At 70.0% G+C, this 15128-nt stretch carries 14 protein-coding genes and 3 pseudogenes; 7 read left to right on the top strand and 10 right to left on the bottom strand.

The genetic code is table 11. The annotated features are described in order from the left end of the window. Positions 1-9: 9 nt before the first annotated feature. From L2X99_RS13610 to L2X99_RS13650, 10 genes and pseudogenes are all read right to left on the bottom strand, one after another. Positions 10-720: an ABC transporter permease gene (locus L2X99_RS13610; protein WP_236135250.1), complete on the bottom strand. Its 711-nt coding sequence runs from the start codon at positions 718-720 to the stop codon at positions 10-12. Continuing rightward, positions 717-1478, bottom strand: coding sequence for an ABC transporter permease (locus L2X99_RS13615; protein WP_236135251.1), 762 nt, complete (start codon positions 1476-1478; stop codon positions 717-719). The genes L2X99_RS13610 and L2X99_RS13615 overlap by 4 nt, the downstream gene beginning before the upstream one ends. Before the next feature lies 1 nt (position 1479). Then, positions 1480-2328: an ABC transporter ATP-binding protein gene (locus L2X99_RS13620; RefSeq protein WP_236126259.1), complete on the bottom strand. Its 849-nt coding sequence runs from the start codon at positions 2326-2328 to the stop codon at positions 1480-1482. A gap of 9 nt (positions 2329-2337) precedes the next feature. Further along, on the bottom strand, positions 2338-2640 hold the full coding sequence (locus L2X99_RS13625; protein WP_236126258.1) for a DUF427 domain-containing protein: 303 nt from the start codon (positions 2638-2640) through the stop codon (positions 2338-2340). Positions 2641-2727: 87 nt separating this feature from the next. Next, positions 2728-3530 (bottom strand): annotated as a pseudogene (locus tag L2X99_RS13630) (lactonase family protein). After that, the gene (locus L2X99_RS13635) at positions 3472-3912 is read right to left on the bottom strand and encodes a lactonase family protein (RefSeq protein WP_236135252.1); all 441 of its coding nucleotides are present in this window, start codon (positions 3910-3912) and stop codon (positions 3472-3474) included. Before L2X99_RS13635 ends, L2X99_RS13630 begins: the two are co-directional and overlap by 59 nt. 84 nt (positions 3913-3996) lie before the next feature. After that, a pseudogene (locus L2X99_RS13640) lies at positions 3997-5285 on the bottom strand (adenylosuccinate synthase). Positions 5286-5417: 132 nt separating this feature from the next. Further along, positions 5418-6137: a hypothetical protein gene (locus tag L2X99_RS18395; protein WP_329608184.1), complete on the bottom strand. Its 720-nt coding sequence runs from the start codon at positions 6135-6137 to the stop codon at positions 5418-5420. A 45-nt stretch (positions 6138-6182) separates the two neighbouring features. Continuing rightward, positions 6183-6750: pseudogene (locus L2X99_RS18400) on the bottom strand (NAD(P)/FAD-dependent oxidoreductase); the annotation flags it as partial. Between the two features lie 208 nt (positions 6751-6958). Then, a complete protein-coding gene (locus L2X99_RS13650; protein ID WP_236135253.1) occupies positions 6959-7891 on the bottom strand; it encodes a DUF2804 domain-containing protein in 933 nt (310 codons plus the stop codon). A 212-nt stretch (positions 7892-8103) separates the two neighbouring features. On the opposite strand from L2X99_RS13650, the gene L2X99_RS13655 reads away from it, so the two are divergent. The 7 genes from L2X99_RS13655 (at position 8104) to L2X99_RS13685 (ending at position 15093) form a co-directional block, all read left to right on the top strand. Continuing rightward, entirely contained in the window at positions 8104-9015 is a 912-nt protein-coding gene (locus L2X99_RS13655; RefSeq protein WP_236126254.1) for a hypothetical protein, read from the top strand. A 149-nt stretch (positions 9016-9164) separates the two neighbouring features. Next, positions 9165-10373: an AAA family ATPase gene (locus L2X99_RS13660; RefSeq protein WP_236126253.1), complete on the top strand. Its 1209-nt coding sequence runs from the start codon at positions 9165-9167 to the stop codon at positions 10371-10373. Between the two features lie 28 nt (positions 10374-10401). Beyond that, on the top strand, positions 10402-11409 hold the full coding sequence (locus L2X99_RS13665; RefSeq protein WP_236135254.1) for a DUF58 domain-containing protein: 1008 nt from the start codon (positions 10402-10404) through the stop codon (positions 11407-11409). Continuing rightward, entirely contained in the window at positions 11396-11884 is a 489-nt protein-coding gene (locus tag L2X99_RS13670; protein WP_236126252.1) for a hypothetical protein, read from the top strand. The genes L2X99_RS13665 and L2X99_RS13670 overlap by 14 nt, the downstream gene beginning before the upstream one ends. 133 nt (positions 11885-12017) lie before the next feature. Then, positions 12018-13001: a vWA domain-containing protein gene (locus L2X99_RS13675; protein ID WP_236126251.1), complete on the top strand. Its 984-nt coding sequence runs from the start codon at positions 12018-12020 to the stop codon at positions 12999-13001. Beyond that, entirely contained in the window at positions 12998-14338 is a 1341-nt protein-coding gene (locus L2X99_RS13680) for a vWA domain-containing protein (RefSeq protein ID WP_236135255.1), read from the top strand. Before L2X99_RS13675 ends, L2X99_RS13680 begins: the two co-directional genes overlap by 4 nt. Further along, positions 14335-15093 (top strand): hypothetical protein, encoded by a 759-nt coding sequence (locus L2X99_RS13685; protein ID WP_236126249.1) that lies wholly within the window; start codon positions 14335-14337, stop codon positions 15091-15093. Before L2X99_RS13680 ends, L2X99_RS13685 begins: the two co-directional genes overlap by 4 nt. The last annotated feature ends 35 nt before the right edge of the window (positions 15094-15128 follow it).

The raw sequence follows: 15128 nt of genomic DNA on the forward strand, positions 1-15128 counted from the left end.
GGTACAGGTTCAGGTGGCGGATGCCGCGACGGTCGCGTTCTCGCGCGCAGGCGCGCGCCGCAGGCCGACGGGGACGGAGGCGCGCTGCACGAGCGCGAGCAGCAGATCTGCCAGGAGTGCGAGGGCCGCGACCAGGACTGCGCCGGCGAGCACCATGTCGAAGCGGCGCAGCGGGATGCCCTGGATGATGGGAGATCCCAGCCCGCCGAGACCGATGTAGGCGGCGATCGTGACCGTGGCGATGATCTGCAGCACCGCCGACCGGAGGCCCGCGACCAGGAGCGGCAGCCCGAGCGGCACTTCGACCTTCCAGAGCAGCTGCCATCGCGTCATCCCGAACGCGCGGGCGGCGTCGATCACCTGCCGGTCGATCGACTCGAAGCCCGTGTACGCACCGGCGAGCAGCGGCGGGATGCCGAGCAGCACGAACGTGATGACGGCCGCCTCGGGCTGATGCAGCACGCCGAGGAGCAGCACCAGCAGGATCATCAGGCCGAACGAGGGCAGCGCCCGCGCGGCGCCGGCGAAGGCCACCGCGACCTCGCGCCCTTTGCCGGTGTGCCCGATCGCCCACCCGATCGGCACAGCGATGAGAACGGCGATCAGCACAGAGACGCCGGTGTATGCGAGATGCTGGCCGAGCATGACGGGGATCGAGTTCGGTCCCTGCCACTGCTCCGGGGCGGACAGCCACGCGAAGGCGTCGGCGAACACGTTCATCCGCGCTCCTCCCTCGCGAGCGAGAGCGCGCCGGGGTCGATGGCGGCCGGGTCGTCTGCGGGATCGATCGCGACGGCCGCAGTGCTGCTCCGGGCATCCGCTCCGCGGGACCCGCGCTTGCGCGATCCGAGCCGCGTCCACGGCATCAGCACGCGGCCCAGCAGCACCAGCAGCACGTCGACGATCAGTGCGATCACCAGCACGGCCACCACTCCCGCGAGCACCTCTTCGATGAGCCGGCGCTGCAGACCGGTGGTGAACAGGTAGCCCAGATTGGTGACGCCGATGAGGATCCCCACTGTCGCGAGAGAGATCGTGCTGACCGCGGCGACCCGGAGACCCGCGAGGATGACGGGTCCTGCGAGCGGGAACTCCACCGTGAGGAACCGGCGCAGCGCTCCGTATCCGAGCGCCGTGGCCGACTGCCGCACGACCGGGTCGACCGAGTCGAGGCCATCGGCGACCGCGCGCACGAGGATCGCGATGGCGTAGATCGTCAGGGCGATCACGAGGTTGAGCTCGCTGGTCGCCGAGTAGCCGAACACCGCCGGCAGCAGCATGAACAGCGCGAGTGAGGGGATCGTGTAGAGCAGACCGGTCGCGACGATGATCCAGCCGCGCAGCCGCGTGTACCGCCATGCGACCCAGCCCAGCGGCACCGACAGCACGAAGCCGCAGATGATGGCGATCAGGCTCTGACGCAGATGCACGACGGAGAGATCGAGGATCAGCCCGAGGTTCTCGACGATCCAGTCCACGTCAGCCGCCTTCGGGGCCGGCGGCGACCGCGGCATCCGACTCGATGATCGCCCCCTGCGTGCGGCCGAACTCGTCGACGACGACCGTGCCGCGCGGCGTCTGCTTCAGTCGCAGCGCGCGCTTGCCGCGGTCGCCGCCGATGAACGCGGCGACGAAGTCGTCGGCCGGGTTCTCGATGATCTCACTCGGCGTGCCGCGCTGCACGATGCGCGCCCCGACGTCGAGGATCACGACCTGGTCGCCGAGCAGGAACGCCTCGTCGATGTCGTGCGTGACGAACACCACGGTCTTGTCGAGCTCGCGCTGCAGCCGCAGCAGCTCCTGCTGCAGGTCGGCCCGCACGATCGGGTCGACCGCGCCGAACGGCTCGTCCATGAGCAGGATGTTGGGGTCTGCGGCGAGCGCACGTGCCACCCCGACGCGCTGCTGCTGCCCGCCGGACAGCTGCGCCGGATAGCGGTTCGCGAGCGCCGCTCCGAGCCCCACGGTGTCGAGCAGTTCACGAGCCCTGGCATGCGCCTCGGAACGGGGCACTCCGGTGATGCGCAGCACGGCCGACACGTTGTCGATCACCGTGAAGTGAGGCATGAGACCGGAGTTCTGCAGCACGTAGCCGATGCGGCGCCGCAGCGCGACCGGATCGCCCTGCAGCACACTCTCGCCGTCGATCTGCACGTCGCCCGATGACGGCTCGACCATGCGGTTGATCATGCGCAGCAGCGTGGTCTTGCCGCAGCCGGACGACCCGACGAACACGGTCGTCTTGCGGGCGGGGATCTGCAGGCTGAAGTCCCGCACGGCGGACGTGCCGTCGGGGAAGGTCTTCGAGACGGATCGGAACTCGATCATGAGCGGCCCCTAGGAGCGCACCTCCACCTCTGGTCCGAAGGCGACGAAGTCGGTGAAGTCGACGCCCGCCCGGCCGATCGCGGCATCCGACGGCTCGGGATACGACCACGCGACGTCGTCGTGCTTCTCACCGTCGATCACGGCGGAGAGATACTGTCGCGGGCCTCTGTCGTCGTCGGCATCGATCGTCGTGCCCTGCACGAGGGCGGCGGGGTGCACGGTCGCCGCCGGGAAGTAATGGTCGCCCTCGAACAGCACCAGTTGGGACTCGTCGGCGTCGGCGAGAACCGTTCCTGCGAATACTGCCTTCATCAAAGGCCTCCTCGTGGATCTCATACGAGCCTAGGGTGCACTTCCGACATCCGGTCGGCTTTCCCACCGATCCGTGAGGATCCCGGGTCAGCGCACGGGAAGGAAGCACGCCGGCGCGGGCGCCGGCGTCGTGTGCCGGATGTCGCGGGGCGCGCCGGTGCGCTCATCCAACTCGAGCAGCGAGACCGTGTCGGAGCGCTGCCCGGCGACGAGCAGGGCACCCTCGTGCACGAGGTGGTGCCGGGGCCAGTCCACGCCCGAGTCGGCGAGCGCGAAGGGTTCGACGGTCTCGCCGCCGCCGCGCACGCGCAGCGCCGCGATCGTGTTGCTGCCGCGCAGCGCGGTGTACAGGGTCTGGCCGTCGCGCGAGCGCGCCAGCTCTGCGGGGAAGTCGGCGCCCGGCGCGGCGATCGCCGAGACCACCACGCCCGAGACGAGCCCCCAGCGTCCCTCGCGGTCCGGCGCAAGAGTGAACACCTCGCAGGAGTACTCGGTCACCACGTGCAGGTGACCGCTCGGTGCGCGACCATGTGCCGCGGACCGGAGCCGCGAGGCAGCACGACCTCGTGATCGAGCACCAGCCCGGAGGTGCCGGGCCGCCAGATGCGCACGAGGTCGAAGCCGAGGTCGGTCGTCGCGATCCGCCCGTCACGCAGGAAGACCGCGGCGTGCGCGTGCGACACCCGCGGCTCGGCCCCGGCGGGCGTCTCGTACGGGTCGGATGCCGCTGCGGCGGAACTCTTCCGGATGGCGAACGGATCTGCGTCCGGCGGAACATCCGCCCGCGTGTCGTCCGCCGACTGCAGATCGGTCGGCCAGGCGTCGGGGGCTTCATCGGCGGAATCCCCGAACAGCGCCGCGCGCAGCGCGGCCGCCCTGTCCGGCGGCATCCGGGACCAGCCGCCCCTCGGAGTCGAGCCCGATGCGCACGACCCGGCCGTCGCCGTAGCAGCTGGCGACGAGGAACCGGCCGTCGGGCGAGACGGCCAGGTGGCACACGTCGTCGCCGGCCGGGACCGATGCGCCCAGCGGACGCAGCGCCGACTCGCCCGACCGCACGAAGGCGGCGACCTCTCCGGCACCCTCCAGCGCCGCGTACACGACATCGAGCGACGGATGCTGCGCCAGCCACGACGGGGAACCCGCCGGCACGACCGCACCGCGATACGACAGGGTCGCCTGCGGACGTGCCTCGTCACCCGCGAGCAGGCCGATGCCCGCGGCATCCCCGTGCATGTCGGGGCCGTAGCCGCCCAGCCAGAACCGCGTCATCACACTCTCCAAGACCGTCTGTGGGTCGCAAATGGCCGCTTCACACCGTCTGAGGCCGCCATTCCCGACCTGCAGACGGTTCTGTCAGTCGAGCAGGTCGTGGCGGACGATGACCTCGTCGCGCTCCGGGCCGACGCCGATCACCGAGATGCGCGTGTTGCTCATCTTCTCGAGCGCGAGCACGTAGTCCTGCGCGTTCTGCGGCAGATCCTCGAACCGGCGGGCCGTGGAGATGTCTTCCTTCCAGCCCCGGAAGTACTCGTAGATCGGCTTCGCGTGGTGGAAGTCGGTCTGGTTCACCGGCACGTCGTCGAAGCGGGTGCCGTCGACGTCGTAGGCGACGCACACCGGGATCTGGTCCAGGCCGGTGAGCACGTCCAGCTTGGTGAGCACCAGGTCGGTGATGCCGTTCACCCGCGTCGCGTAGCGGGTGATCGGGGCGTCGTACCAGCCGGTGCGGCGCAGACGGCCGGTGGTCGTGCCGTACTCGAAGCCGGTCTTGCGCAGCCACTCGCCCATCTCGTCGTTGAGCTCGGTCGGGAACGGCCCCGAGCCGACGCGCGTCGTGTACGCCTTGACGATGCCGACGATGCGGTCGAGGCTGTTCGGGCCCACGCCGGAACCAGCCGCCGCACCCGCAGCCGTCGCGGTCGACGAGGTCACGAACGGGTAGGTGCCGTGGTCGACGTCGAGCATGGTGGCCTGGCCGCCCTCGAACACCACGACCTCGCCGCGGCCCAGAGCCTCGGCGATCAGGTGGCCGGTGTCGGCGACCATCGGGCGCAGCCGCTCGGCGTAGCTCAGCAGTTCGTCGACGATCTCGTCGCAGGTGATGGCGCGGCGGTTGAAGACCTTCACCAGCAGGTGGTTCTTCTGGTCGAGGGCGCCCTCGACCTTCTGCCGCAGGATGTTCTCGTCGAAGAGGTCCTGCACGCGGATGCCGACGCGGTTGATCTTGTCGGCGTAGGCCGGTCCGATGCCGGCGGCCGGTGGTGCCGATGTTGCGCTTGCCGAGGAAGCGCTCGGTGACCTTGTCGAGGGTGCGGTGGTACTGCGTGATGAGGTGCGCGTTCGCGCTGACCTTGAGCTTGGAGACGTCGACGCCGGCGGGCCGAGAGCGCCTCGAGCTCGCTGAAGAGCACCTCGAGGTCGACGACCACGCCGTTTCCGATCACGGGCGTCACGCCCGGGGTCAGGATGCCGGAGGGCAACAGGTGCAGGGCGTACTTCTCGTCTCCGACGACCACGGTGTGCCCGGCGTTGTTGCCGCCGTTGAACTTCACCACCCAGTCGGTGCGCTCACCGAGCAGGTCGGTCGCCTTGCCCTTGCCCTCATCGCCCCACTGGACGCCGACGATTACTAGTCCTGGCATGGGTGGACCCCCTGGATTGCGCTGTTCGCCGGGCTTGCACCGGCCGATGAGCTGGCCCTGAGCGGGCGGAACCATCCTATCGAAGCAGGCGGCAGTGGCCGCTCCCGCCGGTGACGGGAGCGGCATCCGCGCTCAGACGGCCAGCAGCCCCTCGCGGTCGTCGGCCGGCGTCGACAGGTAGCGCGGGAGCGAGTCGTCCAGCTCCTGCAGCCACGGCGTGTGGTGCTCGACGGCCATCGTCCCTGTCATCACTGAGCGGTACGCGCGGTCGCGGTATCCCATGATGTCGGCCTTCTTGTCGTGCTTCCATTCGAGGAAGATCTCGACGACGCGGTCGATGTCGAACTCGGGATAGTCGGTCTGCCGCATCAGGTCGCGCACGTAGTCGGCCTGGAAGCGGATCTCGTCCGCGGCCGTCCCGATCGCCTCGAAGCGCCGGCGCCACTCCGCGATCGATGCCGCACGCTCCGCAGCATCCGGTGTCTCGATCCTGCCCAGGATGAGATCGCGCACGTACCAGGCCTGCACATCGAACATGTTGAAGGTGAACCACTGGTCCTGCGCGCCCAGGTAGGACAGGCGCGGGTTCTGCTGCCACACCACGCCGCGGTACAGACCGTCGGGGTACACGTTGTTCGGCGACGAGAGCGACAGGTCGTCCGGCAGGAACGGGTACTTGTGCAGGTAGCCGGTGCAGAGGATGACGGCGTCGAAGTCCTTCGACGAACCGTCGGCGAAGTGCACGGTGCTGCCCTCGAAGCGCAGGGCCACGGGGCGCTCCTCGAAGCCGTCCGGCCAGTCGTAGCCCATCGGCGCGGAGCGGTAGCTCGCCGTCACCGAGCGCGCGCCCATCTTGAACGCCTGGCTGCCGATGTCCTCCGCCGAGTAGCTGCCGCCGATGACCAGCACGTCACGGTCGGCGAAGCCCTCGGCACCGCGGAAGTCGTGGGCATGGCTGAGGTACCCCGGGAACGTCTCGATACCAGGGAAGTCCGGCACGTTCAGGGAACGAGAAGTGGCCGCTGGCGATGATCACCCGGTCGAACTCCTCCGTCGTCGACGTTCCGCTGGGCAGGTGCTCGCTGGTGAGGGTGAACACCTCGCTGTCGGCGTCGTATTCGACCCAGCGCACGATCGTCTGGAAGCGGATGCGGTCGCGCACCGCGGTCTTCTCCAGACGTCCGGCGATGTAGTCCCACAGCACCGGGCGCGGCGGATACGACGAGATCGGGCGGCCGAAGTGCTCGTCGAAGGAGTAGTCGGCGAACTCGAGCGCCTCCTTCGGGCCGTTCGACCACAGGTTGCGGTACATGCTGGAGTGCACCGGCTCGCCGAACTCGTCCAGCCCGGTGCGCCAGGTGAAGTTCCACTGGCCGCCCCAGTCGGCCTGCTTCTCGAAGCACACCACGTCGGGGATCTCCGCCCCGTCGCGGGCCGCCGACTCGAAGGCCCGCAGCTGCGCCATGCCCGAGGGGCCGGCGCCGATGATCGCTACTCGTTCTCTGCTCGTCACGTATCAGTCCTCTTCTTGCGTCATGTATGAATCGCAGCCGCGACCGTCCGGCGGAACAGGGCTCCGCCGGGCGCCGGGAGCATCATGCTCGACCGGCCCGCGGAAGCGGCTGTCCTTCGACCGTATCAGGAGCACGAATGCACGCCTGAGGCGCCCAGAATCACCAGCGGTTGTGCACGTCCTCGGCCCAGCCGAAGATGCCCTCGAACGCGATCAGCTCACCGGTCTCGGTGCGGAACGTGCCCGACCAGTCGCCGAAGCACTGGTCGGTGGACGACGACAGGATGCCGAGATTCATGCGGCTGCGCTTGTCGTAGCCGGGCGTGAACGTGGCATCCAGTCCACCACCGGTGATGCGCCACGGCCGGCGCCAGTCGGCGAGGTCGTAGTCCCAGGTGAGCTCGTCGTGGATCTTGTGCAGCCGGCCGTCCACGAGGAGCAAGTTCTCGGTCGATCCGGTGCCGTCGGTCCACTGGCCGCCGACCTGCACGCCGATCGTGCGGCCGTGCGAGACGCCCGACCCCGCACCCCAGTTCCAGCGCACGTCGTAGGGCCAGCGTCCGCGACCGTGATCGAGCACGGCCCACGACTCGCCCTGCGGCAGCTCGTGCTCCACGCCGTCGAGGACGAGGATGCCGGATGCCGGACGCGCGACGTCCTTGACGGTGTACTGGAACCTGGTGTCGCTCCAGGGCACGACGACCGCGAGCCGTTCGTGCCCTGCGGGCAGGGCGGCGACCACGTCGATCTGGGCCCCAGGGATCCGCGCGCGCAGCCGGGTACCGGCATCCGTCTCGTCGATGTCGATCTCGAGGTGCTTCGCGCGGGCGCGGCTCGGCCCGGCCTCGAGCCGGGCCGGCAGCCGCACGCCGCGCGGCGGGATGTTCGTGACGGACCGGTGCCAGGTCTGATCGGTCGCACGGTCCCACACCCACACCTCGTGCACCGCCGCGTAGTCGATCGACGAGACCGTCAGTCCGACGACGTGCGCCGGGGTGGCGACGTTCCAGTACTCCCAGCGCTTGTTCCGGCCGCCGCGGCGGCCGATCCCCGCCGGTGTCGACCAGCAGATGCCGCGCCCAGCCGACCGCATCCGGATTGAGCCGGCCGCTCGGCAGCGTGAGCGGGACGGGCACGGTGAGCTCGCGCTCTGCGGGCATGATGGATGCCTCTCCTTCTTCGGCGGTCACGCTGCGTGAGCGCCTCGCTCGCCGTTTCTCCTCAGGGTGCGATCACCCTATCCGGGTAGGGTGACGGGGCGGCCGCCCGACCTCGGCCGCGTCCCGAACCCGATCGGCGAGCAGGATGTACCGCAGCAGTTATGAGGCCCCGGCCGAGGTGCCCTCCGACGACGCCGTCGTGCTGCCTGATGCGCTGAACCTGCCGGCTCGCGATGCGACCGCGCCACCGCACGATGCGGCCGTGCCGCCTGCGCCCGTGGAGCTCGCCGGCACCGTTCCTCCCCTGCCTTCCGCGGTGGTGCCGGCGGCGCTGCCGACCGCCCCGCCGATCGCGCGCGTGCGCGTCCGGCGCGGCTTCCCCGTGAGGGCACTGGCCATCGGGGCGGGTGCCGCCGTGGTCGCCGGCGTCATCCTGACGACCATCGCACTCGTGAGCGGCGGCGGCGAACAGGCGCCCGTCGCGCGCGAGCGGACCTCGATCACGGTCCCGTCGACCTCGGGGCTGCCCGGGGAACGCGGCGGCCCCGCTGTGCGGCGCACGGCACCGCCCAGCAGCGCTCCGGCTGCGACCGTGCCGCCGGTCTCCGCCCCGGTGGTCTCCGCCCCGCCGCAGGACGATGACTCCTCCGCGGATCGGGCGGAGCGCGACGAGTCCGCGCCGCAGCCCCGGCCATCGGCGCCTCCGGCGTCGTCGCCCTCCGAACCGACACCGAGGCCATCGCCCGCCGCCCCCGCAGCACCGGCGCCGCTCGCGTTCACGGACATCGCAGAGAACCCGGGGAAGAACCTGCTCGGCATGGAGATCGTCGACAGCTACACGCTGTCGATGACCGGCCAGCCGGGGTCGACGGCCGGCGTGACGTACGGCTGGAAGGATGCCGGGTCGGTCACCTTCGACGCCGCCGGCCGCGGAGCCATCGACATCGGACGGTCGGTGCTGGACCTCATCCCCGGGAACGCGCGCGTGCGCGCGGAGTACTCCGACGGCACCGAGGGCGACCCGATCGAGATGCGCCGCAAGGACATCGGAGGCTGACACCGGGAACACACCGCGTCATCGAAGGGCCTCGGGGACGAACGCGAGGTCCGCACGGGCATCGTCGGCCCCTGCTGGGAACCCCGTCGAGACACGGCGGCTACCCTGTAGCGGGGCCGTCGCACGGCCCAGCCGTGAGGAGACCGACGATGACCGAATCCTTCCCTGTCGCAGGCGGGCCGTCCGCCGCACCCCCGCCGCCGCCCGCGCCGCCGGCCGCGCCGATCTCCGCGGTCCCGGGCGTCGCGCCGGGCCCTTCGACAGGCTCAGGGACCCAGGGTGCGGGCTCAGGGACCCAGGGTGCGGGCTCAGGGACCCAGGGTGCGGGCTCAGGGACCCAGGGTGCGGGCTCAGGGGCTCCGTCGGTCCACGGCGCTGATGCCGACGTCGACATCGCGCAGGCCCGCGAGATCATCCGCGTCATCTCCGACTCGTACGGGGTCAAGATGGTCGGCCAGGAGCGCCTGCGCACCAGCCTGCTGGTCGCCCTGATCGCCGGCGGGCACATCCTGCTCGAGAGCGTGCCCGGCCTCGCGAAGACCACCGCGGCGAGCACCCTCGCCGACACCGTGAAGGCCAGCTTCAAGCGCATCCAGTGCACCCCCGACCTGCTGCCGGGCGACATCACCGGCAACCAGATCTACGACGCCTCCTCGGGCACGTTCCGCACCGTACTCGGCCCCGTGCACGCGAACTTCGTGCTGCTCGACGAGATCAACCGCTCCAGCGCGAAGACCCAGTCGGCCATGCTCGAGGCGATGCAGGAGCGGCAGACCACGATCGGCGGCGAGGTGCACGCGCTGCCCCGCCCGTTCCTCGTGATCGCCACGCAGAACCCGATCGAGCAGGAGGGCACCTACGAGCTGCCCGAGGCGCAGATGGACCGCTTCCTGCTCAAGGAGATCGTGGAGTACCCGAGTCCGGCCGAGGAGTTCGAGATCCTCGGCCGCATCGACTCCGGCGTGCTCGATCCCGACCGGCACGTCCCCGGCGCGATCAGCCTCGACGACGTGCGGATGCTGCAGGAGACGGCATCCCGCATCTACGTCGACCCGTCGATCCGCAACTACATCGTGCAGCTCGCGTACGTCACCAGGAACCCGGCGCCGTACATCGGCGAGGAGCGTGCCCGGTACATCAAGTACGGTGCCAGCCCCCGTGCGAGCATCGCGTTCCTGCAGGCGTCCCGGGCGCTCGCCCTGCTGAACGGCCGCACGCACGTGCTGCCCGAGGATGTGCGCGAACTGCGTCACCTGGTGCTGCGGCACCGCGTGCTGCTGACGTTCGAGGCCGACGCGGAAGGCGTGCGCAGCGAGGAGATCATCGACCAGATCTTCGCCGCGGTGCCGACGCCGTAGCCCGCAGGCATACTCAGGGACCCATGCTTTGACAAGTCTGATCACGCAGGTGAAGAGCAAGCTCTTCATCCACTCCTCGAAGAAGTCGATGCACGCGCTCGACGGCGCCTACGCGTCGCTGCTGCGCGGACGCAGCCTCGACTTCGAGGACCTGCGCCCGTACGAGTACGGCGATCAGGTGCGCGACATCGACTGGCGTGCGACGGCCAAGCACAACGAGCCCTTGGTCAAGCGCACGAAGGCCACCCGCATGCACACCGTGCTGTTCGTGGTCGACACCGGGCGCGGCATGAACGCCCTCGCCGAGGACGAGCGTCCCAAGTCCGAGCTGGCGGTTCTCGTAGCCGGCGCGCTGGGCTTCCTCACGGTGCGGCACGGCGACGACTTCTCAGTGGTGCACGGCGACGCCTCCGGCATCCGACGCATCGCGCCGAGCGGCACCGAGGGCGGTCTCGAACATGCCCTGCGACGCATACGCTCGGCGATCTCCGGCAGCGCCGCGCCGAACGATCGCGACGCCCTGCTCGGCTACGTCGCGCGCACGATCGCGCGCCGCACGATCTTGGTGATCGTCACAGACGAGCAGCCCACCACCGACGAGACCGAGCGGATCCTGCGCCGGCTGAAAGTGCAGCACGACGTGCTGTGGGTGACGCTGCGGGATGCGGATCCCGTCCTCCCCCGCCCTTCGACAGGCTCAGGGACCCAAGGCGGTCGCTCGGGGAGCCAGGGCGGTCGCTCAGGAACCCAAGGCGGTCGCTCAGGGACCCAAGGCGGTCGCTCGGCGACCAATGGGTCGCTGAGCCTGTCGAAGCGTGCCCGGCGCGACGTGGACAGCCGGTGGCGGGTGCCGGACTTCGCGCACGGCGACCCCGAGATCCTGGCCGAGCTGGCCGCGCAGGAGGCCGCCGACACCGCCCGGCGCGACGACCTGCTGCGCCGCCTCGAGATCAGCCACACCGAGATCGAGGGCCAGGACTCCGCCGTCCCCGCGCTGCTGCGGATGCTGAATCGGAGGTCGCATGCCCGCCTCTGACGAACTGTATCCGCCGGCGCAGTACGGCTGGGGCTGGATCCTGCTGGCCGTCGCGGTGCTCGTGGTGCTCGCTCTCGGCGCGTGGCTCGTGATCGCGCTCACGAAGCCGAAGCGCAGCCTGACGATCGCAGGAGCCCCCACGTCCACCCCGCTGTTCGTCGACGTACTCGGCGCGCTGCGCACCGACTACCTGGGCCGGATCCAGCACATCGAGGATGCATACCGTTCGCGGAATATGGATCCGCACACCGCGAATCTCGAACTCAGCCGCACCGTGCGCGCCTTCGTGAACGAGTACTCCGGGCTGGAGGCGCCGGTGCTGTCGCTCGACGATCTCGAGCACCGCGGCGTGCATCCGGCACTCATCGATGCGCTGCGCCGGCACTACTACCCGAGCATCTTCCAGCGCGGACCGGCCATCGACCCGGTCGCCGGCGCCGAGGCCGCACGCAGGGTGGTGACCTCGTGGCACTGAGCATGATGCCCTCCGTCTGCGCGTCCTTCCCCGTGCTCCGGTCTCACTCGTTGCGGGTGGGACGACGTTCACACCCGCAACGAGTGAGACCGGAGCTGAGAGACGCGCTAGCGATCCGGAGGGTGGTGACCTCGTGGCACTAGCGCACGGATGGATGCTGTTCGTCGCCGCCGGCATCGTCGCGCTGTCGGTGGGCCTCGGCGTGCTGCTCGGCCTGCGCCGCGGGCGCATCGGCGACGGCGAGGGCGCGCTGGTCTCGCGTGCAGAGCGGCTGCGCCGGCTGCCGTCGTTCCGCACGGCCGTGCGCCGGCGGATGACCGCGCTCACCGGCATCCTCGGCCTCGGCCTGATCGCCGCGCTGCTCGGAGGCGTCGTGGCCGCGCGCCCGATGGCCGCGCAGACCGTGCAGCCGGAGAACACCAGCCGCGACATCGTGCTCTGCCTCGACGTGTCCGGCTCGATGACCGATGTCGACCGCGAGGTGATCGACGTCTTCGACCGCCTGCTCGATGGCTTCCAGGGCGAGCGGATCGGGCTGACGATCTTCAACAGCTCGCCGGTGCAGGTCTTCCCGCTGACCGATGACTACGCCTTCATCCGCGAGCAGCTGGCCGCCGTGCGCAAGGGATTCGACTACCAGACCGACACCCCCGACCACTGGGTCGGCACGCTGAACGGGCCCGGCGCCTCGCTGATCGGCGACGGTCTCGCCGCCTGCACGATGCGCTTCGACCACCTCGATGACGAGCGCAGCCGCTCGGTGATCCTCGCCACAGACAACGAGGTGAACGGCGCGCAGATCCTCACCCTCGACGAGGCCTCCGCCTACGCGGCCTCGCAGAGTGTGAAGGTGTTCGCGATCGACCCGATCGGCGATGCGAAGGCGCAGACCAGTGCGGAGCTGAGCAGAGCAGCCCAGGCCACCGGCGGCCAGGCGTACGGGCTGCGCGATACGACGACGGTCGCCGACATCGTCGCGCAGATCCAGAAGCAGGAGGCTGCGGCGCTGCGCGGTCAGGCCCAGGTGATCTGGGCGGATGCCCCGAACCTGTGGATCGCGCTGCTGCTGGTCGCGGTGCTCGGCTTCCTCGCGCTGCTGTGGGTGGTGAGACTGTGATCCTCCAGCCCGTCCTCAACCCGATCCTGCTGGTGCTGCTGTGCGCGCCGGTCGCCGCGGCGATCGTGTGGGCGCTGATGCGCCCTTCGACGGGCTCACGCACCCATGGCCCGCGCTGGATCTGGGCGCTGCGCATGCTGATGCTGCTCGCCGCCTTCGCGATGATGCTGCGCCCCGGCATCCCGGGCGGCAGCTCGCAGACGCTCGCCACCGACACCGACGTCGTGATCGCCGTGGACACCACCGCCAGCATCGTCGCCGAGGACTGGGACGGCGGCAGGCCCCGGCTCGACGGCGTGCGCGCCGACGTGCAGAGGATCGTCGACGAGTACCCCGGCGCGCGCTTCGCGCTGATCACGTTCGACGCGACGGCCCAGCTGCGCCTGCCGCTCACGACGGATGCCACGGCGCTGGTGTCGTCGCTGGACGTGCTGCGTCCCGAGGTCACCGCGCAGTCCCGCGGCAGCTCGATCGGCGTCGCGAATGAGCTGCTCGCGAAGACCCTGCAGTCTGCCGCGAAGGCCGCACCCGATCGGGCCAGGATGGTGTTCTACCTCGGCGACGGCGAGCAGACGTCGCAGGATCAGCCGGAGTCGTTCAGCACCGCCGCGAAGTACGTGGATGCCGGCGCGGTGCTCGGCTACGGCACCGCCGACGGCGGGCCGATGAAGATCACCACGGGTCGCCCTTCGACAGGCTCAGGGGCCCACTACATCGAGTACCAGGGCGAGCAGGCGCACTCGGTGATCGACGAGGAGACCCTCGAGAGGATCGCCGATCAGCTCGGTGTGACGTACGAGCACCGCACGTCGGATGCCGAGGTCACACTGCCCGAGGCGCCGAAGACCACGACCGACTACGCCGAGTCCGGCGAGGTCGGCGACGTCACCGAGCTGTACTGGATCTTCGCGCTCGTGATCGTGCTGCTGCTCGGCGTCGAACTCGCCCGCGCGACGATGCTCGTGACCCGGATGCGGGGACTCGCGGTGTCCTCTCCCGGGTCGCCCCGCGAGGGAGCGCCAGCGACCGAGACGAAACGCCCCCACGTCCGCCAGGAACCTCACGACGTTTCGTCTCGCTTCGCTCGCTCAACGACCACCGGAGAAACCCCCCGCTCGTTGAGCGAGCGAGGAACGAGCGAGACGAAACGCTCCCAGCCATCCGACGACGTTTCGTCTCGCTTCGCTCGCTCAACGACCACCGGAGAAACCCCCCGCTCGTTGAGCGAGCGAGGAACGAGCGAGACGAAACGCTCCCACCTCCGCCAGGAACCTCACGACGTTTCGTCTCCCTCCTCCGTCGCTCGCTCAACGACCGGGGAAGGTGATCCCCGATGACGACGCAACCCGACCCGGCATCCGCCCTGCTCGCAGCGAACCGGCGGCGACGCCGCATCCGCCGCTGGATCGCGATCTGCAGCATCCCGTTCGTGATCGCCGGGCTCGTGCTGGTGGCGAAGCTGCTGAGCATGTACGCCTTCGCGCACCAGTCGGTCAGCGCCTACGTCGCCGGCGACTACGCCGGCTCCGAGACCGCCGCGCATGGTCAGGAGTGGTGGAACGCGTTCGAGCCGTACAAGGCGCCGTTCAACGCCGGCACCGCTCTCGCCGGCGCCGACGAGCTGCCGACGGCACGCGCCGAGCTCGAGGACGCTTTGAAGCTCGCGAAGGGTCTCGAAGTGTGCGACGTGCGGATCAACCTCGCGATCGTCGTAGAGCGGATGGGCGACGCCGAGCAGGCCGGCGGAGATCCGGCGAGGGCCGCGCAGCTGTACGGCGAGGCGCTCGAGATCACGGTGGAGACACCGGAGGAGTGCGACAGCGAGCAGGCGCAGCAGCAGTCGTCCGACCCGAACCGCGACATGGATGGCACCCTCGACGATCTGAAGGACCGGCTGCAGCAGAAGCAGCAGCAACAGGGCCAGCAGCAGCCTCAGCAGGGCCAGGAAGGCGAGCAGCCGCAGCAGCCCGACCAGGGCAAGCTCGATGACATCGAGGGCAAGCTGGGCCAGGGGCAGCAGGACCGCGAGGATCAGCTCGGCGGATCGGGCGGCGAGGACGGCTCGGGCGGCGGAACGGACAGGCCATGGTAGACGACCAGCGGTCCCGCTATCTCGGCGGCGATCAG

Origin of the sequence: Microbacterium sp. KUDC0406, assembly GCF_021582875.1 — a bacterium.
Taxonomy (GTDB): Bacteria; Actinomycetota; Actinomycetes; order Actinomycetales; family Microbacteriaceae; genus Microbacterium.

Excerpts from the sequence above, each read along its gene's own strand:
- L2X99_RS13655 (WP_236126254.1), top strand. The coding sequence starts at position 8,104 with ATGTACCGCAGCAGTTATGAGGCCCCGGCCGAGGTGCCCTCCGACGAC.
- L2X99_RS13620 (WP_236126259.1), bottom strand. The coding sequence starts at position 2,328 with ATGATCGAGTTCCGATCCGTCTCGAAGACCTTCCCCGACGGCACGTCC.
- L2X99_RS13660 (WP_236126253.1), top strand. The coding sequence starts at position 9,165 with ATGACCGAATCCTTCCCTGTCGCAGGCGGGCCGTCCGCCGCACCCCCG.
- L2X99_RS13610 (WP_236135250.1), bottom strand. The coding sequence starts at position 720 with ATGAACGTGTTCGCCGACGCCTTCGCGTGGCTGTCCGCCCCGGAGCAG.
- L2X99_RS13670 (WP_236126252.1), top strand. The coding sequence starts at position 11,396 with ATGCCCGCCTCTGACGAACTGTATCCGCCGGCGCAGTACGGCTGGGGC.
- L2X99_RS13650 (WP_236135253.1), bottom strand. The coding sequence starts at position 7,891 with ATGCGGTCGGCTGGGCGCGGCATCTGCTGGTCGACACCGGCGGGGATC.
- L2X99_RS18395 (WP_329608184.1), bottom strand. The coding sequence starts at position 6,137 with ATGGGCGCGCGCTCGGTGACGGCGAGCTACCGCTCCGCGCCGATGGGC.
- L2X99_RS13635 (WP_236135252.1), bottom strand. The coding sequence starts at position 3,912 with ATGACGCGGTTCTGGCTGGGCGGCTACGGCCCCGACATGCACGGGGAT.
- L2X99_RS13625 (WP_236126258.1), bottom strand. The coding sequence starts at position 2,640 with ATGAAGGCAGTATTCGCAGGAACGGTTCTCGCCGACGCCGACGAGTCC.
- L2X99_RS13685 (WP_236126249.1), top strand. The coding sequence starts at position 14,335 with ATGACGACGCAACCCGACCCGGCATCCGCCCTGCTCGCAGCGAACCGG.